General features: G+C 67.0%; 16 protein-coding genes. 11 read left to right on the top strand and 5 right to left on the bottom strand.

Annotated features, from left to right (window positions below):
• Positions 1 to 54: 54 nt before the first annotated feature.
• Genes J6U32_RS24995 through J6U32_RS24965 form a run of 7 tightly spaced genes read left to right on the top strand, consistent with a single transcriptional unit; the run spans position 55 to position 7,850 of the window.
• Positions 55 to 948 (top strand): metal-dependent hydrolase, encoded by an 894-nt coding sequence (locus J6U32_RS24995; protein WP_208792616.1) that lies wholly within the window; start codon positions 55 to 57, stop codon positions 946 to 948.
• Positions 945 to 2,015 (top strand): PDR/VanB family oxidoreductase, encoded by a 1,071-nt coding sequence (locus J6U32_RS24990; protein WP_208792615.1) that lies wholly within the window; start codon positions 945 to 947, stop codon positions 2,013 to 2,015. Before J6U32_RS24995 ends, J6U32_RS24990 begins: the two co-directional genes overlap by 4 nt.
• Positions 2,016 to 2,025: 10 nt before the next feature.
• Positions 2,026 to 3,561 carry a flavin-containing monooxygenase gene (locus J6U32_RS24985; protein ID WP_244332361.1) on the top strand — a complete coding sequence of 512 codons (1,536 nt, stop codon included), beginning with the start codon at positions 2,026 to 2,028 and terminating at the stop codon, positions 3,559 to 3,561.
• Positions 3,558 to 4,412 carry a short-chain dehydrogenase/reductase gene (locus J6U32_RS24980; protein ID WP_208792614.1) on the top strand — a complete coding sequence of 285 codons (855 nt, stop codon included), beginning with the start codon at positions 3,558 to 3,560 and terminating at the stop codon, positions 4,410 to 4,412. Before J6U32_RS24985 ends, J6U32_RS24980 begins: the two co-directional genes overlap by 4 nt.
• Entirely contained in the window at positions 4,409 to 4,888 is a 480-nt protein-coding gene (locus tag J6U32_RS24975; RefSeq protein WP_208792613.1) for an SRPBCC family protein, read from the top strand. Before J6U32_RS24980 ends, J6U32_RS24975 begins: the two co-directional genes overlap by 4 nt.
• Positions 4,889 to 4,908: 20 nt before the next feature.
• Complete coding sequence (locus J6U32_RS24970; RefSeq protein ID WP_208792612.1) at positions 4,909 to 6,672, top strand: AMP-dependent synthetase/ligase; 1,764 nt, start codon at positions 4,909 to 4,911, stop codon at positions 6,670 to 6,672.
• Between the two features lie 11 nt (positions 6,673 to 6,683).
• Entirely contained in the window at positions 6,684 to 7,850 is a 1,167-nt protein-coding gene (locus tag J6U32_RS24965; protein ID WP_208792611.1) for an acyl-CoA dehydrogenase family protein, read from the top strand.
• On the opposite strand, the gene J6U32_RS24960 is transcribed toward J6U32_RS24965, so the two are convergent.
• Both J6U32_RS24960 and J6U32_RS24955 read right to left on the bottom strand, forming a co-directional pair.
• Entirely contained in the window at positions 7,834 to 8,670 is an 837-nt protein-coding gene (locus J6U32_RS24960; RefSeq protein WP_208792610.1) for an HpcH/HpaI aldolase/citrate lyase family protein, read from the bottom strand. The two genes, J6U32_RS24965 and J6U32_RS24960, sit on opposite strands and share 17 nt — an antisense overlap.
• Positions 8,667 to 9,533, bottom strand: coding sequence for a hypothetical protein (locus J6U32_RS24955; RefSeq protein ID WP_208792609.1), 867 nt, complete (start codon positions 9,531 to 9,533; stop codon positions 8,667 to 8,669). The genes J6U32_RS24960 and J6U32_RS24955 overlap by 4 nt, the downstream gene beginning before the upstream one ends.
• Positions 9,534 to 9,672: 139 nt before the next feature.
• On the opposite strand from J6U32_RS24955, the gene J6U32_RS24950 reads away from it, so the two are divergent.
• Entirely contained in the window at positions 9,673 to 11,394 is a 1,722-nt protein-coding gene (locus J6U32_RS24950) for an AMP-binding protein (RefSeq protein WP_208792608.1), read from the top strand.
• A 15-nt stretch (positions 11,395 to 11,409) separates the two neighbouring features.
• Here J6U32_RS24950 and J6U32_RS24945 read toward each other — a convergent pair whose 3' ends face one another.
• A complete protein-coding gene (locus J6U32_RS24945) occupies positions 11,410 to 12,360 on the bottom strand; it encodes a GlxA family transcriptional regulator (RefSeq protein WP_208792607.1) in 951 nt (316 codons plus the stop codon).
• Between the two features lie 133 nt (positions 12,361 to 12,493).
• On the opposite strand from J6U32_RS24945, the gene J6U32_RS24940 reads away from it, so the two are divergent.
• Positions 12,494 to 13,126, top strand: a complete 633-nt coding sequence (locus J6U32_RS24940; RefSeq protein ID WP_208792606.1) for an isochorismatase family protein — start codon at positions 12,494 to 12,496, stop codon at positions 13,124 to 13,126.
• Positions 13,127 to 13,155: 29 nt separating this feature from the next.
• Here J6U32_RS24940 and J6U32_RS24935 read toward each other — a convergent pair whose 3' ends face one another.
• A complete protein-coding gene (locus J6U32_RS24935) occupies positions 13,156 to 14,652 on the bottom strand; it encodes an aldehyde dehydrogenase family protein (RefSeq protein ID WP_208792605.1) in 1,497 nt (498 codons plus the stop codon).
• A gap of 212 nt (positions 14,653 to 14,864) precedes the next feature.
• Between J6U32_RS24935 and J6U32_RS24930 the strand changes: the two genes are divergently transcribed.
• Entirely contained in the window at positions 14,865 to 16,283 is a 1,419-nt protein-coding gene (locus J6U32_RS24930; protein ID WP_079928699.1) for a purine-cytosine permease family protein, read from the top strand.
• The gene (locus tag J6U32_RS24925; RefSeq protein ID WP_208792604.1) at positions 16,283 to 17,833 is read left to right on the top strand and encodes a GMC family oxidoreductase; all 1,551 of its coding nucleotides are present in this window, start codon (positions 16,283 to 16,285) and stop codon (positions 17,831 to 17,833) included. The genes J6U32_RS24930 and J6U32_RS24925 overlap by 1 nt, the downstream gene beginning before the upstream one ends.
• Here the strand turns inward: J6U32_RS24925 and J6U32_RS24920 are convergent.
• Positions 17,830 to 18,729, bottom strand: a complete 900-nt coding sequence (locus tag J6U32_RS24920) for a LysR family transcriptional regulator (RefSeq protein WP_208792603.1) — start codon at positions 18,727 to 18,729, stop codon at positions 17,830 to 17,832. The genes J6U32_RS24925 and J6U32_RS24920 overlap by 4 nt on opposite strands.
• Positions 18,730 to 18,854 lie beyond the last annotated feature (125 nt).

The following is an 18,854-nucleotide window of genomic DNA, read 5'->3' as shown; positions in this document are numbered from 1 at the left end:
TCACGTCGAGGGGATTCGCCGGGTCACGGTTTCACACGTCAGAGGAGGTCGCCGATGGGCGCACAGGGAGCGCGGACGCGGGAGTACGACGAGGAGGCGCTGGCGATCACCGCCCGGGCGGTCGGTTTCGACTGGACCGGGGTGCCGCTGCGCTACATTCCCGGCGAACCGTACGCGACGCACTTCTGGAACGTCATGCACATGGTGTTGCCCGAGGGGGAGCGGTCGATGGCCGACGTCTTCGCCCAGGCATTGCCATTGATCGACGACGAGCGTCTCCGGGAAGAGGTCGTCGGTTTCGTCGGGCAGGAGGCGACGCACGCCTCTTCACACGAGGGATTCCGAAACTATCTGCGCGCCAACGGTGTCGAGATCGAGCCGGTCATGCGCCGGATCGAATACGCGGTGCAGAAGGTCTTCGGTGATCACGGCGTCACGCAGGGCCGTGCCGGACGTGCATGGCTGGCCGAGCGCATGGGAATCTATGCCGCGGCAGAACATTTCACCGCCGTGGTCGGAGAATGGCTGCTCGACAACCGCGAGTTCGATCGCATCGGGGTCGATCCGACGATGCTCGATCTGCTGCGCTGGCACGGCGCCGAGGAACTCGAGCACCGCAACGTCGCCTTCGACGCGTTCCAATACGTCGACGGCGGCTACCTGCGGCGCGCTCGCACGGCGATCGTCGCCTGCCTCGGACTGGCGTCGCTGTGGTTCTGGACCGCGGCCTTCCTCTACCACAACGACACCACCGTCACCCGCCGTCGGCCGTGGCCGATCGCCTTTGCGCTGGCCGCGCGCAAACACCTGATCCCCGGAGTCTCCTTCCTGTTCGAGCAGATCTACCACTACCTGAAGCCCGGATTCCATCCCTCGTCGATGGGCGACATCGACAAAGCCGTTCGCTACCTGGCGATCTCGCCCGCGGCACGGGCGGCGCAGCCGTGAACTATCTCGCACCGCCCTCCACCGACATCGACAACCCGCCCCCGATCCTCGGAGCGATCGGCCGCATGGCCCGCGGCTATGCCCGGATCTTCGCCGAGAGTCGCCATGCTGACGCGCTGTCGCCGGTGCGCCCGGTGCGGCGGGTGGGCTTCGATCTGCGTCTCGACGTCGTCGACAGTGTGGCCGAGGCGGAGGGGATTCGGATGATCACACTGGCCCGGCCCGACGGCTCGCCGTTGCCGCGGTGGTCGCCGGGCGCCCACATCGACGTCTTCACCCCCACCGGACGTCAACGGCACTACTCGCTGACCGGTGATCCCGAGGATCGGCGGCATTACCGAATCGCGGTGCGCCGCATCCCCGATGGCCTCGGATCTGCGGAGATGCACCTACTGCGTGCCGGGGACTCCCTGCACATCCGCGGCCCGCGCAACGCTTTTCCCTTCGCGCCCGGCCCGTCGTGTCGGTTCGTGGCCGGAGGTATCGGGATCACCCCGATCCTGCCGATGGTGCGCGCGGCGGCCCGGCTCGGCATCGACTACTCCGTGGTCTACACCGGTCGGTCGCGGGCGTCGATGCCGTTCGTCGACGAACTGCTCGGCATCGACTCGCACCGGGTGCGGATTCAGGCCGATGACGAACACGACGGTCCGCTCGACATTGCCGAGATCCTCGGCGATGCAACGACTCCGGTGTATCTGTGCGGGCCGTCGGGAATGCTCGATGCCGCCCGACGACTCGTCGTCACCGAACAACCCGACCGGGAACTGCACAGTGAACGGTTCTCCCCGCCTCCGGTGATCGACGGTGCGCCGTTCCGGATCGACTTCGCCCACGGCGGTTCGGTGGAGGTCGGTGCCGACGAGACGGCACTCGCCGCGATCCGGCGCGTCAAACCCGAGGTGCGGTATTCGTGCCGGCAGGGGTTCTGCGGCGCTTGTCGCGTCAAGGTCCTCGACGGCCGGGTCACCCATCACGACAGGGTGCTCATCGGCGACGAGAAGGACGATTCGATGATGATCTGCGTCTCGCGCGCAACGGACGACCACGTGGTCGTCGACCTCTAGGAGAACACCAGTGGCAAGCACAGCCCGTGGCGCGTCGCGCCACACCCATGTGGCGATCATCGGTACCGGATTCGGCGGTATCGGAGCCGGAATACAGCTCGGCAGAGCCGGATTCGACGACTATCTGATCTTCGAACGCGCCGACTCCATCGGCGGCACCTGGCAGGCCAACACGTATCCGGGCGCCCAGTGCGACATCCCTTCGGCGCTGTACTCGTTCTCCTTCGCGCCGAACCCGGACTGGTCGCGCCTCTATCCGCGCCAACCCGAGATCAAGGACTACATCACCCGGTGTGCCGACGACGCCGGAGTGACCGAGCACATCCGGTTCGGCCACGACGTCACGAGTGCCGAGTGGGACGAGTTGGCACAGGTGTGGCGGATCACCGCACACGCCGAGCGCGACGTGCGGTTCACCGCTGATGTTCTCGTCGCCGCGACCGGCCCGTTCAGTGAACCGTCGGTCCCCGACATCGAGGGCCTCGCGGACTTCGCCGGTGAGGTGTTCCATTCCGCGGACTGGGATCACCGGTGGCAGCCCGAGGGCAAGCGGGTCGCCGTCATCGGTACCGGTGCCTCGGCGGTGCAGTTCGTCCCGCAGATCCAGCCGCGGGTCGACCGACTCCTGCTCTTCCAGCGCACCCCGACCTGGATTCTCCCGCATCCCGATCGTCCGGTCGGCCCCGCCGTCCGAAAAGTGTTCCGCCGCTTCCCCGTGACGCTGCGCGCACTGCGCGAGGCGTGTGGTCTGGTGCAGGAGGCGATGGTTCCGGGACTGGTCCGACACCCGTGGATGCTCGCGCCGTTCGCCGCAGCCGGCAAATGGAATCTGCGCCGTCAGGTCAAAGATCCCGCTCTGCGGGAGAAGTTGTTGCCGCGCTACGCCTTCGGGTGCAAACGACCGACCTTCTCCAACACCTTCTATCCGGCCCTGGCCGCACCGAATGCGTCGGTGATCACCGCCGGGATCACCCGGGTCACCCCGACGGGTGTGCAGACCGCCGACGGGCGGTTCCACGAGGTCGACACGATCATCCTCGGTACCGGCTTCAAGCTGTCGGGGAACGAGGGTTTCACGCGGATTCGCGGCCGCGACGGCCGCAGCCTCGCCGAGGTGTGGGCCGGCGGTGAGATGGCCGCGTACATGGGCACCAGCGTCGCCGGATTCCCCAACATGTTCCAGATCCTCGGGCCCAACTCGGTGGTCTACACCTCCCAGGTGGTCACCATCGAGGCGCAGATCGGGTACCTCGTCGATGCGCTCAGACAGATGCGCACCCGGTCGATTCGCAGCATCGACGTCACCGAACGCGCGCAGCAGGCATTCGTCGATCACGTCGACGCAGGACTGGCGAGGTCGGTGTGGAACACCGGTGGCTGCTCGAGCTACTACCTGAGTCCCTCGGGACGCAATTGCACGTTCTGGCCGGGCTTCGTGTTCGGCTTCCGCCGCACGATGGCCTCGATCGAGTTGCGGGACTTCGACATCCGGATGTCAGGGCCCCATGGGGTGGTCGCGGGCGAGCACGCGGAGATGGTCGGATGAGCCGGCGGTCCGGGATACACCTACCGGGGGCGGTGGCCCTGGTGACCGGTGGTGCACAGGGCATCGGGCTGGCCACGACCCGCCGGCTCGTCGGCCGAGGAGCCCGCGTCGTCGTCACCGACATCGACACCGGCGCGCTCGCCGCAGCCGGTGCCGAACTCGGCTCCGACAACGTCGTGACCGTCGACGCCGATGTACGCGACCTCGATGCTCTGCGGGCGGCGGTGCGACACGGGATCGATCGATTCGGTCACCTCGATGTCGCGATCGCCAATGCCGGGGTGACCCCGCCACCGGCAACCCTGCGTGACATCGACCCCGAGGCATTCCGGCGGGTGCTCGACATCAATCTCATCGGGGCGTTCAACACCATCAAGGCCACCGTCGAACCGATCATCGCCCGTCGCGGGCATATCGAGCTCGTCGCCTCGTGCGCGGCCTTCGCGCCGGGCATGGGTGGCTCGGCGTACATGATCAGCAAGTCCGCCGTCGAGCAGTTGGGCCGGGCACTGCGTATCGAGGTCGCGCCCCACGGTGCGAGCGCCGGGCTGGCGTACTTCGGCATCGTCGACACGAAGATGACCCGGGAGACGCTGGACGACGATCCGCTCGGCCGGGAGATCGGCGCACAACTACCCTGGCCGCTGAGCAGGCGGATCACCGGTGACCGTGCCGCCGAGGTCATCGTGGATGCCGTCGCCGATCGTCGCGCACGGGCGATCGCACCCCGATCCTGGGTTCCCTACTCGCTGCTGCGCGGGCTGATCAACCCGATCCTCGACGCACAGTTGGTGCGCGACAAGTCGATTCACGCCATCATCGACCAGCTCGAAGCGCAGGCACGCCGATGAGGTGGAACGAGCTCCGATCGGTGGGCGACGAGTTCTTCGCCCACGCCCCGGTCCGGACGACCGTCGACATCGAGGTACCCGTCACGCCCGACCGCCTGTGGCAGTCGCTGGCCGCCGACGACGCCGTCCTGTCCTGGAGCCCGCTGGTCACCGGGACGACGTGGCGCGGCGACCGCGGAGTCGGCGCCGTCCGTACCGTCACCATTGCGCGGGCACTGTCGGTCCGCGAGGTGTTCTATCGCTGGGATGAGGACAGCCGCATGACCTTTGCCGCCGAGGCGACCACCGGTCCGGGGATCCGTGCATTCGCCGAGGACTATGTGATCACCGCCCGGCCCGACGGGGCGGCGCTGTCGTGGACGGTCGCCCTCGACCTGCCGGCGGGTGCACGGCTGCTCGGTACGCCGGCGAGCCTCGCACTGCGACCGGCGATCTCGTCCCTGGCACGCGGCCTGCGTGCCCAATTGACCCGATGAACCAATCCCTGGGAGTACCGATGACCGCGACCCTGTGCACACATTTCCAACGACGCGTGCGTGAACTCGGCGACGAGATCGCCATCGTCCGCGCCGACGGCTCGGAGGCGTTGTCCTGGAAGGACTACGGCCGCAAGGTACGTGAGGTCGCGGCCGGGTTGGCCGCTATCGGCGTGGGCCGCGGCGACGTGGTGGGGATCATGCTCACCAACCGACCCGAGTTCCATATCGTCGACGCCGCCGTCATGCACCTCGGCGCGATCACGTTCTCGGTCTACAACACCAACGCCGCACCCCAGATCGCCTATCTGCTCCACAACGCGGAACCTGTGGCGGTGATCACCGAGTCCGCATTCCTCGACCGGGTCCGCGAGGCCGCCTCGGGGACCGGCGTGGCGACCCTGATCGTCGTCGACGAACCTTCGGGCAGTGCGACACTCGGGCTCGACGATCTCCTCGCACGGGGTGGCGCCGACTTCGACTTCGACGCAGCGTGGCAGGCCGTGGACGCCCAGGACGTGTTGACGCTCATCTACACCAGCGGAACCACCGGAAACCCCAAGGGCGTGGAGCTGACCCACGCGAACCTGCTCTATCAGCTCGAGGTGATCACCGAGGTGATCGGTGACCTCACCGCCGGGCGCGTCATCTCCTATTTGCCCGACGCGCACCTCATCAATCGCTGGATCTGTCAATACGCCCCGATGTACTTCGGTATCACGGTGACCGATCTCGACAACCCGAAAGCCCTGCTCGAGACGTTGGCGGCGGTTCGCCCCACGTTCTTCGTCGCGGTCCCGATGCTCTGGTACAAGATCAAGGGCTCCGTCGAGATGACCGTCGCCGCGCAGGCGGGTGTCCGGGGACGGCTGGCCCGCTGGGCGGTGGCGGTCGGCAAGAAGAAGGCGGCCGCGATCGTGGCGGGCAAATCGCTCGGGCCGATCGACGGCCTGCAGGCGCGGGTGGCCGATGCGCTCGTGTTGTCCCGGTTGCGCGCCACGCTCGGCATGGACGCGTTGACCGCCGCCGTGTCCGGCGCTGCGCCGGTGGATGTGTCGGCACTGGAATTCATGCTGGCACTGGGTATTCCGGTGATGGAGGCCTGGGGAATGTCGGAGACGTCGGCGGTCACCACCGTCAATCCGATCGATGCGCCGGTATACGGATCGGTCGGTCGAGCCATCCCGGGCACGGAGGTCGCCCTCGCCGACGACGGTGAGGTGCTGGTGCGAGGGCTCGGCGTGATGCGCGGCTACCACAACGATCCGGTGCGCACCGCCGATGCACTCGACGAGCACGGGTGGATTCACACCGGCGACATCGGCACCCTCGATCGCCGCGGCTACCTGCGGATCGTCGATCGCAAGAAGGAGCTGATCATAAACTCGGGCGGAAAGAACATGTCGCCCAGCAACATCGAGGGTGCGCTCAAGGCGGCGAGTCCGTTGATCGGCTCGGCCGCCGCGATCGGCGACAACCGTCCGTTCGTGTCGGCGTTGATCACCCTCGACCCCGACGCCGCGGCCGCATTCGGTGCGCGCAAAGGGATCCCGGAGTCCGATCCGGCGGCGCTCGCGGTCCACCCGGAGATCATCGAAGCGATCGGCAACGCCGTCGAGGCGGCCAACACCAGACTGTCCCGCGTCGAACACATCCGGAGCTGGAAAGTGCTGCCCACCTACTGGATTCCCGGTGGCGACGAACTGACCCCGACGATGAAGCTGAAGCGGTCACCGATCGCCAAGAAGTACGCCACCGAGATCGACGCCCTCTACCAGAAGTGAGTCCGACACCCATGAGCCAGCACCACACGCCCGCCGATCTCGCCACCGAACTCGCCGACCTGACGGCACTGGCCCGCGAGTTCTTCACCAAGGAGGTCGTGCCCCGGCACGAGGAATTCGCTGCCGCCGGCGAGCCGGACCGTGCCCTGTACCGGCGGGCCGGCGAGCTCGGTCTCCTCGGTATGTCGGTGCCCGAGGAGTTCGGCGGTGGCGGAGGCACTTTCGCCCACGAGGCGGTGCTCTTCCGGGAGCAGGCCCGCAGCGGTGAGCTGTCGATGCAACTCGGGGTGCACTCCGGGATCGTCCCGCACTACCTGCTCGCGCATGCCACCGAGGCGCAGAAGAAGCGGTGGATTTCGAAATTGGTCTCCGGCGAATGGATCGGCGCCATCGCGATGACCGAGCCGGGGACGGGATCGGATCTGCAGTCGATCTCGACGCGGGCGATCCGCTCCGGCGACGAGTACCTCGTGACCGGGGCGAAGACCTTCATCTCCAATGGCGCCACCTGTGATCTGCTGATCATTGCCGTCAAAACCGATCCGACACAGGGCGCATCGGGGGTGTCGCTTCTCGTGGCGGAGGTCGGCGAGAACCCGCCGGGTTTCCAACGCGGTCGCAAGCTCAAGAAGATCGGTCAGAAGGGCCAGGACACCACCGAACTGTTCTTCGACGGGTTGCGGGTGCCTGCGGAGAACCTACTCGGTGGCGTCGAGGGCCAGGGCTTCATCCAACTGATGCAGCAACTCCCACAGGAGCGGTTGATCGTCGGCGTCGCCGCGCTCGGCGTCGTCGAGGCGGCCTACGAGCACACCCTGGCCTACGTGCGCGAACGCCACGCGTTCGGCAAACCGCTGTTCGCCCTGCAGAACACACGGTTCGAGATGGCCGACGTCGCGACCACCGTCGAGGTCATGCGAGCCTTCGTCGAGCGGGCGATCGATCGCCACGTCCGCGGTGAACTCGACGTCAAAGGTGCTGCGATGATCAAACTCTGGTGCTCCGAGCAACAGAACCAGGTCGTCGACCGCTGCCTGCAGTTGCACGGCGGATACGGCTACATGGAGGAATATCCGATCGCGCAGCTGTTCGTCGACGGCCGGATCGCCAAGATCTATGCAGGCGCCAACGAGGTGATGAAGGACCTCATCGCGCGCAGTCTCACTGCGGCGGTGTGAGCGGAACCGACGCCAGAATCCGTTGTGCGCGGGCGACGACCGGCGGGTCCACCATGTGTCCGTCGACCGCCACAGCCGAGGAGTCGGTACCGGCCGCCGCCACGATCGAACGCGCCCAGGTGATCTCGGTGTCCGACGGCGCCAGGCACTCGTGGACCGTTGCCACCTGGGCGGGATGGATGCAGAGCTTGCCGGTCAGACCGATGCGCGCGGCGTAACCGACGTCAGCGACGAGCTTCTCGACGTCGCGCAGCGCCGTGGTCACCCCGTCGATGGGGGCGGCGACACCCGCGGCCGCCGATGCCGTGACGAGCATCGAACGCGCCCACAGCAGTGCCTCGTGGTCATCGGGGTCGGCACCGATCTCGACGGCGAAGTCGATGGCACCGAAGCCCACTCGGGCGACACCGGGTACCTGCGCGATGGCCGGCGCCGCAAGAATGCCCCGTGCGGTCTCGATGAGCGGCAGGACCGGCGCCACGGTCGCCTGCGCCACGCGTACCACCTCGTCGGCGCTGCTCGCCTTGGCGAGCATCACCGGTGCGCCGTGCCGGGCCGCGAGTTCCACATCGTCGGCATGCCAGGGTGTTCCGGAGGCATTGATGCGCAGGACGGCGTGCTTACCTGCCGCGAGCCAGCCGGCGATGTGCTCGCGGGCCGCACCCTTGTCCTCCGGGGCGACCGCGTCCTCGAGGTCGATGATCACCACATCGGCACCCGCCGCGGCGGCCTTGTCGAAACGCTCGGGCCGATTACCCGGGACGAACAGAAAGCTGCGCGCGGTGCGCAGCGATGCGATGGGATCGGTGGTGTCGGTCATGCGAATTCTCCCTTGCCCGAGACGTGAACGGTGCCCTGTCCGGTGACGACGGCGAGCTCTACCGCGCCACCGTCGTCGTCCGGGGTGGCCTCGACGCGGAAGCGATCACCGAGGAACAGCGGACTGCGCAGCCGGAAGCTGAAGGTGTGCAGCGACTTACCGTGTGCGCGGGCGAGCTCGGCCATGTAGGTGGCCAGCAACGGTCCGTGGACGACGAGATCGGGGTAGCCTTCGACGACGGTCGCGTACGGGCGGTCGTAGTGGATGCGATGCGCGTTGGAGGTCAGTGCAGAGTACCGGAAGAGCAGGGGCGTGTCGGGTGTCGGCTCCGCGGTCCATGGTGCGGTCGCGTCGGCGAGATCGGGACTCGGCCGATCGAAGGGCCGCGCGTTGCCGGAATCGCTGCGATACACCAGATCCTGGTCCTCGGTCAGCACAACGGTTCCGCCCTGGCGGTATTCACTGCGGACCGTGACGAAGAGCATGTCGCCGGTACGCCCGTGCTTCTCGGTCATCGATGCCACCGACGACACCTTCTCGGTGCGCTCGCCGAGGATCAGTGCGGCCGTGGACGAGATCCGCGCACCGGCGAACATCCGACGGCGGTCCGGGATCGGTGGCAGGAAATGACCGTGGGCGGGGTGACCGTCGGCGCCCAGTTCGGCGGTCGGCGGCCACTCGGAAAAGAAGATCCAGTGCCAGGGCAGCGGCAGTGGATCGCCGTCGGCGAAGGTCTCGGTCAGGCCGAGCGTGGCGGCCAGGCGCGTCGCCTGCGCCGCGTCGAGGGTGTCGATCTCGGTGATCGGTTTGGGACGCCAACCGGCGACGTGATCGCTCAGACTCGATCCAGTGGTCCCGGCCATATGCGCTCCTCCGCTTCTCCGCCTCCCCTATGAAACCCCGCACTATGAAACATAGTCTATAGAGTTTGGTGGCGGGTTGGGATACCGCCCCCACTTCGGGGGGTGTTGACCGCGCTGGTGTGACGTGGATCATGCACTCATGACCAGCACCACCGCCACCGACAGCCCCGCGACGACCAACACCGAGCGATATCGCGTCGCGCGAGACCAGATGGTCCGCCTCATCGGCGACTACGAGACCGCGGTCCGAGAGTTCCGGTGGCCGGCCATCACCGGCCGGTTCAACTGGGCGATCGACTGGTTCGACGTCATCGCGCGCGACAACGACCGCACCGCGCTCTGGTTGTGCGAGCAGGACGGCACCGAGACCAAGGTGTCGTTCGACGAGATGGCCACGCGCTCGGACCGGGTGGCGACCTGGCTGGCCGAGTTGGGCATCGGCAAGGGCGATCGCGTGATCCTGATGCTCGGCAATCAGGTCGAGCTGTGGGAGGCGATGCTCGCGGTGTGCAAGCTCGGGGCCATCGTCATGCCCACGACCGCCGCGCTGGGGCCGGCCGACCTGCGCGACCGGATCGACCGTGGTGCGGCGCGATGCGTCATCGTCAACGCCGCCGACACCGCCAAGTTCGCCGAGATCGACGGCGACTATCTGCGCATCGCGGTCGGCGACGCGGTACCGGGCTGGCACGCTTACGCCGACTCGGCATCGGTCACCTCCGCCGGGCCGTTCGACGTCGTCACCGAGGTCGGCGATCCGATGCTCATCTACTTCACCTCCGGCACCACCAGTCGTCCCAAGCTCGTCGAGCATTCCCAGACCAGTTATGCCGTGGGACATTTCACCACCATGGCGTGGATCGGGGTGCGCCCCGGCGACGTTCATCTGGCGATCAGCTCACCGGGTTGGGCCAAACATGCCTGGAGTTGTTTCTTCGCACCGTGGATCGCCGAGGCGACGATCTTCGTCTACAACTACGCACGCTTCGACGCGCAGGCCCTCATGGCACAGCTGCGGCGGGCGCGCGTCACCACCTTCTGTGCGCCACCGACTGTGTGGCGCATGCTCATCCAGGCCGACCTCGGCGAGCGACCCGAGGGTATGCGGGAGTTGCTCGGCGCCGGAGAGCCCCTCAATCCCGATGTCATCCGGCAGGTGGAAAATGCGTGGGGCCTGACCATCCGCGACGGCTTCGGGCAGACCGAGACCACCCTGCAGGTCGGGAACACGCCGGGCGCGCCGGTCAAGGCGGGGTCGATGGGCCGGCCGATGCCCGGTGTTCCGGTGGTGCTGATCGATCCGATCAGCGGCGAACTCGCCGACGAGGGCGAGATCTGTCTGGACCTCGCGCAGCATCCGGTCAATCTCATGACCGGATACCTCGGCGATCCGGAGCGCAACGCACTCGTGACGGCCGGTGGCTACTACCACACCGGCGATGTGGCGCAACGTGATTCCGACGGCTACATCACCTACATCGGGCGCACCGACGACGTCTTCAAGTCCTCGGACTACAAGGTCTCGCCCTTCGAGCTGGAGAGCGTGCTCATCGAGCATCCCGCCGTCGTGGAGGCGGCAGTCGTCCCGCAGCCCGACGACACCCGTCTGGCCGTCCCGAAAGCGTATGTGGCACTGGCCTCCGGGTGGGAACCCGACGAAAAGACCGCGCGCTCGATCCTGGAGTACTCCCGAGATCACCTCGCGCCCTATCTCAAGGTGCGCCGCGTCGAGTTCTTCGAACTGCCCAAGACCATCTCCGGCAAGATCCGTCGCGTCGAACTGCAGCAGCGGGAGACCGTGGCGCATCGGGACAACGAGACGATCACCACCGAATACCGGTATGAGGATCTGGTGGACTGAGCGTCGGCGGTCAGGTCAGCCGGGCCGGAACTGGTTGCGGTGCATCGATGGTGACACGCCGAACCGGGCGACGAAGTTCTGGCGGAGGGTGACCTCGCTGCCGAATCCGCACCGGTGTGCGATGAGCCCGATGTCGAGGTCGGTGGTCTCGAGCAGGGTGCGGGCATGGGCGACCCGTTGCGTGGTCACCCATCGTGCGGGGGTGGTGCCGGTGGCGTCGCGGAAGTGGCGTAGAAAGCTGCGTCGACTCATCCGGGCTCGGGCCGCCAGCGCCGGCACCGACAGGTCGGAGTCCAGATGGCCGATCACCCATTCCAGCACCGCACTGACCGAGGTGTCGGATTCGCTTGTGGCGAGCGGATGTTCGATGTATTGCGCTTGACCACCGTCGCGGTGCGGGGCGACCACCATGCGTCGGGCGACGCGATTGGCCAGGTCGGCGCCGCGCAATCGGCGCAGCAGGTGCAGGCAGGCATCGACCGACGACACCGTGCCGGCCGAGGTGATCACGTCGCCGTGGTCGATGTAGAGAACTGAATCGTCGACCCAGCCGCACCGCCCCCGACGCTCCAGCTCGCGGGTGCCCAGCCAATGCGTCACCGCGCCGCGGCCGTCGAGGAGACCGGTGTCGGCGACGGCGATGGCCCCGAGACACAGCCCGGCGATGATCGCGCCCCGCTCGTGGGCATCGAGCAGAGCCGAACGCACCACGTCGTCGATCTCCGGTGCCGACTCGGGCCATGACGGCACGATGACGATGTCCGCCGCGGTGGTCGCCTCTGGACCACTGATCCCGCTGAGGCGTTGCCCCATGTCGAGCTCGACATCTCCGGAGCGGGCGGCCCACAAGGAGATCGACCAGAGCGCCGGGTCGGGCGCCACCACCGCGGCCTCCCGGAAGACCATTTGCGGTGCAGCGACATGAAAGAGACTGACGCCGTCGAACACATGAATCGCGACTCGCATCGATGCACCTACTCCGTGGCACGATCTCATCGGAAAACGGCATTCGCGCCACTGTCGTGGGTCAGCGTAACGCAGCAGAGTGAGTCGGGGACGGCGAGGATGACCGTCCGCCGAGCCAGAAGGAAGGCCCGACATGACCGCACCCACCCGCGCACTCGTCGTCGTCGACGTCCAGAACGACTACTTCGACGGTCCGATGCAGATCCAGTACCCGCCGCGAGAGGAGTCGCTGGCCAACATCACCCGTGCCATCGACGCCGCGACCGAGGCCGGATTACCCATAGTGGCTCTGCGGCACACCCTTCCGGCCGACTTCCCGGTGTACGCGGAGGGGTCGCACGGCTGGCAATTTCATCCGGACATCGAGCGGCGGGTCGGGGCGGACTGGAAGGTCGCCGACAAACAGTTCGGTACCGTCTTCGCCGGCACCGGGGTCGGCGAGTGGCTCGCCGAGCGGGGCGTCGACACCATCACGATCGTCGGCTACATGACCAACAACTGCGATCTCGCGACCGCCGCCGAATCCGAAACGCGCGGCCTGACCGCGGAAATCCTCTCCGACGCGACCGGCGCCATCCACCTCGCCAACGACGCCGGCAAGGTGTCGGCGGAGCAGTTGCACAACACGCTGATGGTGCTCTATCACTCGAACTTCGCGGCCGTGGCCACGACGGACGACTGGCTTGCGGCGGTGAACGCCGGTGCGGCACTGGACAAGGGCAATCTCGTCGAGTCCGCGGTGGCGGGTGCGGCGGCCAACTCCTGACCCGCCAACAGCATTGGGCGCGCGAGCATTCAGCGCCGGGCGATCCAGGTGGTTTTGAGGCCGGTGAATTTGTCGATCGCGTGGATTGACAGGTCCGCGCCGAAGCCTGATCCCTTGAAGCCGCCGAACGGTGTGCCCGGCGACAACGCGTCGACGGTGTTGATCGACACGGTGCCGGCATGCAGCGCCTCGGACACACGCAGGGCTCGGTCGAGGCTCGCCGTCCACACCGACGCGGCCAGCCCATACGGGGTGTCGTTGGCCAGTGCGACGGCTTCTTCCTCGGTGTCGAAGGGGATCATCGCGAGCAGCGGGCCGAAGATCTCGTCGGTCACCACCGGCGAGTCGACCGGCAGGTCGGTGACGACGGTCGGTTCCAGGAAGAAGCCGGTGTCGCCGATCCGGTTGCCGCCGAGGATGATCCGTCCGTCGGTGTGGGCGCGGTCGATGTAGCTCAGGACGAGGTCGAGTTGCTTGCGCGAGACCATCGCACCGGCGTTCGATGCCGGATCGAGCGGGTCGCCCGGCAGGTAGGCCGCCGCCTTGTCGATCAGTGCGGCGGCGAACTCGTTGACGATGTCACGCTGGATCAGTAGACGACTGTTGGCCGAGCACACCTCGCCCTGGTTACCGAAGATCCCGAAACACGCCATCTCCGCGGCCTGCTCGAGATCTGCGCAATCGGCGAAGACGATGTTGGGGCTCTTGCCGCCGCATTCGAGCCACACCTGTTTCATGTTGGATTCGGCGCTGTAGGCCAGGAACTTCTTGCCCACCTCCGTCGACCCGGTGAAGGTGAGGCAGTCGACGTCGGGGTGTCGTCCCAGAGCTGCTCCGGCGGTGGCCCCGAGGCCCGGTACCACGTTGAACACTCCGGCGGGTATGCCTGCATCCAGGGCGATCTCGGCCATCCGCAGTGCCGACAGAGGTGACTCCTCGGCGGGTTTGAGGACCACGGAGTTGCCTGCGGCCAGGGCTGGAGCGAGTTTCCAGGCGGCGATGTCGAGCGGGAAGTTCCACGGCACCACCGCGCCGATCACTCCCAGGGGGACGCGCCGCACCATGGCGACGCTTCCGTCGGCGGTCGGCGGAAGCTCACCGGGGATCTTGTCGATGACCTCGCCGTAGTAGCGAAAGACCGCAGCCGCGCCGGGTATCTCCACGTCGAGCGAATCGGTGATGGCCTTCCCCATCTCCAGGGTGACGAGCAGCGCGAGTTCGTCGCTGTGGTCGAGCAGAAGATCGGCGAAGCGGTTGAGTACCGCGCCACGCTCGGCGGCCGACAGGCGGGACCACCGGCCGTCGTCGAAGGCCCGTCGAGCCGCCACCACCGCGGCGTCGACGTCGGCCGTGTCGCACGCGGACACGCTCACCAGCACCTCTTCGGTCGCCGGGTTGACGACGTCGAAGGTGGAGCCTGAGATCGCGGGTACCGGGCGACCGTCGATGAGTGCGTCGGTGGGCGGCTTCAGGCCGGCCGCTCGCGCGTGCCAGTCGATCGGGGTGGATGCGGAGGGTGCGGGCATGGACCCAGGATGGCCGATGTCCGCGCCGGTCGATAGATCCAGTTGAGCCGAATTATTGGATGATCTGCATCGGTTCAGCCGAAGATTGCGGCGTGGGTATTGCATCGACTCCGGTGATACAGAAGCCAGAAAGATTCTGTTTTCTCTGGGATGGCCGGTGTCGAATACTGGCCGAACAGCGATCACGATCCCAGCCAGGAGCCGACCAACCCATGACGAGCACACCAGAATCCGGCGCCCCGGGTGCCGCGCCGGCACTCGAACGCCGCACCATCGATCACATTCCGCATGACGAACGGCACGGTCGCGCCCGCGACATCTTCACCGTGTGGTTCGGCTCCAACATCATGCTCCTGACCATCATCACCGGCGCACTCGCGACCACCGTGTTCGGTCTGCCGTTGTGGGCCGGGGCGCTCGCGGTGATCGCCGGCAACGTCGTCGGCGGTGTCGTGATGGCGTTGCACGCCGCGCAGGGTCCGCAGATGGGCGTGCCTCAGATGCTGCAGACCCGCGCCCAGTTCGGCTCGCTGGGAAGCCTTCTGGTGGTGGTGCTCGTCGTCTTCATGTACCTGGGGTTCTTCGCCTCCAACGCGGTCCTCGGTGGCAAGGCCTTCGCGGCGGTGACCGGCCTGCCGACCAACTGGGCGATCGTGATCATCGGTGCGATCAGCGTCGGTGTCACCATCATCGGCTACCGGTTGATCCACTCGATGGCCGCGGTGTTGTCGGTGGTGGCGGGTGTGGCATTGATCATCGCGTTCGTGTGGATGGTCGGGGTGCAGGGCCTGCCCAGCGGCACGTGGCATGGCGGCGGATTCGGCTGGGCCGGTTTCATGGCCACCTTCTCGGCCGCGGCACTATGGCAGATCGCTTATGCGCCCTACGTTTCCGACTACACGCGGTATCTACCCAAGGACACCGGGGTGACCACCGCGTTCTGGGCCACCTACTCCGGCTGTGTACTCGGATCGGTGCTGCCGATGCTCCTCGGTGTGGTCGTCGGTGCTGCTCTGCCCGCCGCCGACACCCTCGACGGCCTGTCGACGCTGACCCACGGCATCTCGACCGGGCTCTTCGTGATCTTCGCGGTGGGCATCAGCGTCACCAACGGGATGAACCTCTACTGTGGTGCATTGTCGACGATCACCATCGGGCAGAACATCTTTGCGTGGTGGCGTCCGCAGGCAACGAGCCGCGCGGTGATCGCCGTCGTGCTCTTCGCCATCGCCATGGCGCCTGCCCTTCTCAGCGCCGACGACTTCCTGGCCAACTACGCCAATTTCCTTTCCCTGCTGCTGTGCGTGCTGATCCCGTGGACCGCGGTCAACCTCGTCGACTACTACCTGTTGCGCCACGGTGACTACGACATCGACTCGCTGTTCGCCAAGGACGGCGGAGTCTATGGTCGCTTCAACTGGACGGCCATCACCTGTTACGTCCTCGGCATCGCGTTGCAGATCCCTTTCCTCTCGACCACCCTGTGGGTCGGTCCTATTGCTACATCGCTCGGCGGCGTGGATATTTCGTGGCTGGTGGGGCTCGCGGTGATCTGCCCCCTCTACTACGTGCTGATGCGCGCGAAGATGCCTGTGCCGTCGGCCTCGCTGGTGTCTGGGTCGGTCGCGTGATGAGCGACTACGTGGTGGTTGGCGGTGGCACCGCCGGCTGTATCGTCGCCGCACGGCTCAGCGAACGTCCCGACGTCACGGTGACGGTGCTCGAGGCCGGTCCCGACGACGAGCACGAGCCTCGTGCCCGATCGATCCGCCGGTGGGCGGAGATGATCGAGAGCGAGTACGACCAGGATTACCGCAGCATCCCGCAGGAGCGCGGGAACTCGGGAATCCGCCAGTCGCGCATGCACATTCTCGGTGGATGCTCGACCGCCAACACGATGATCACCTGGCGGCCGCTGGCCGCGGACCTCGAGGAGTGGGCCGACCTCGGCGTCGTCGGCTGGGATGTGCACACCCTCGGACGATGCTTCGATCGACTGGCCACCCCCATCACGCCGGTCGCCGAGCAGGATCGCAACCCCTACGTGGCCGACGTCGTCGCCGCGGCCGGGGAGGCGCTCGGCCTGCCTGTGCGGACGGCGTGGAACAGCGACGACGACTTCGCCTCGACGGGAGAGGGCGCCGGCTTCTTCGAGATCGGCTACGCCCCGGACACCAATCTCCGGTCATCGACGTCGGTGCACTATCTCCATGACGTCCGGTCGCGCGCCAATCTGACTCTGCTGCAGAATAGTTCGGTTTCTCGAATCCTGTTCGACGGGACACACGCGGTAGGTGTGGTGGCCGTCGACGAGAACGGGGCCGAGTACGAGGTGCGCGCCGCAGTGGAGGTGATCGTGTGCGCCGGTGCTCTCGGATCGCCGGCTATCCTGCAGCGATCGGGGATCGGGCCCGCGGACGTGGTGGGCGCCGCCGGGGTGCCGGTGTTGCTCGACCTGCCCGGGGTGGGCGAGAACCTGATGGATCATGCCGAGGGGCTGATCGTCTGGGAGACCGATCGCGACGTGCCGTCGACCTGCGCGACCGGCTGGGACGCCGGTGCGGCGCTGCGGATCTCGGCCGACAGCCCGGCACGGCCGGACGTGTTGATGCACTTTCCGGTCGAGGCCGTCGCCGATCATGCCGTCGCCGCCGGTGCGGAACTGCCCGAGCACATCGTCTCGATCACACCCAATGTGGCCAAGCCCCGCAGCCGCGGGCGGGTGTGGATCACCGATGCCGATCCGGCGACTCCGCCGGCCATCGACTACCGGTACTTCACCGATCAGTCCGGGGCGGACGAGGCCGTGCTGCTGGCCGGTGTTCGTGCGGCCCGTCGCATCGCCGAGACCGAGCCGATGGCGAAGTGGATTGTCCGAGAGGTATTCCCGGGACCGGAGGTGGTTGGCGACGAGGAGCTCTCGGCCGCGCTGCGAGCGACGCACCAGACGGTCTATCACGTGTCCGGCACGTGCCGCATGGGTCGCGATGGTGACCCGCTCGCCGTTCTCGACAGCGATCTGAGGGTGCGTGGCGTGAGCGGTGTGCGGGTGGTGGATGCGTCGGTGCTGCCGACGCTGACCTCGGTCAATCCGGTCGGCACCATCATGAGCATCGCCGAACGTGTCGCCGAACTCATTGCGGCCGAACTCATTGCGCCGGTCGGGGCGTCCGCGTCTTAACTCCCGAACAGATCCCGGCAGAGTTCGGCCACCACGGCCGCGCGGCGCGTGGGACGGGCGGCGACCGCGCTGAGCAGCACCATCGTGAGTGCCGGGGCGTCGTCGGCGATGGGGATCGCCGCGACCTCGTGTCCGTCGAGCGCCACCGGCACCGCCGACTGCAGGTTGAGCACTGTGTAGGCCAGTCCCCGTCCGACGAGCGCCCGACATGTCTCGACCGTCGTGGAGCGGTAGCGGATCGCCGGCTCCACCCCGGCGTCGCCGAAGACACGTCCGAAGTAGTCGCGACTGTGCGGTAGATCGAGCAGGGCCATCGGCTCGTCGGCGAGTTCGCGCAGCCGCACCGACTTTCGCTTTGCCAACCGGTGGGTCCCCGACACGAGCACGTACGGCGGTACGGTACGCAGCGGCCACCGTTTGAGACGGGCGTCGTCGACGAGGTCGTATCCGATACCGAGTTCGAAGGTGCCGTCGGCGACGCCCTCGGCGAGATCGGCGAGGTCGACCTCGGTGGTCTGCAGATCTAGACGCGGAAGCTTTTCCGCAGCGGTGCTGAGCAATTCGGGCAACAGGTACGGCGCCATCACCTCGAAGCAGCCGATCGACAGCGATCCGGTCAGTGAGCCGCCCAGTCCGTGCGCGATGGACCGCAGATCGGCCGCGGAGGTCAGCAGTTGCCTGCTCGCCACGAGGAGCTCCCGACCCGACGGGGTCAGGGTGATGCCCTTCGCGTGATGACGCACCAACAGCTGCACGCCGAGGGCACCCTCGAGGTCGGTCAGGGCCGTCGACATCGCCGACTGTGAAAGATGGACGGCGGCAGCGGCTTTGGTGATACTGCCGGCCTCGGCGACCGCAACGAAGTACTCGAGTTGCCGCAGGGTGTAGTCGGCCATGTCCCGCCTCCGTTGATTCGACTGAACCGATATTAAACCAAGAAAACAACGACTGTACAGATGTGATCGTCAGACTCAGTCTTGTAGTGCACGTCATACTTTGTCTCGCAATCAGGAGTTGTTTC

Origin of the sequence: Gordonia polyisoprenivorans (assembly GCF_017654315.1) — a bacterium.
GTDB lineage: Bacteria > Actinomycetota > Actinomycetes > Mycobacteriales > Mycobacteriaceae > Gordonia > Gordonia polyisoprenivorans_A.
This window is presented reverse-complemented; position numbering and strand designations above follow the sequence as displayed.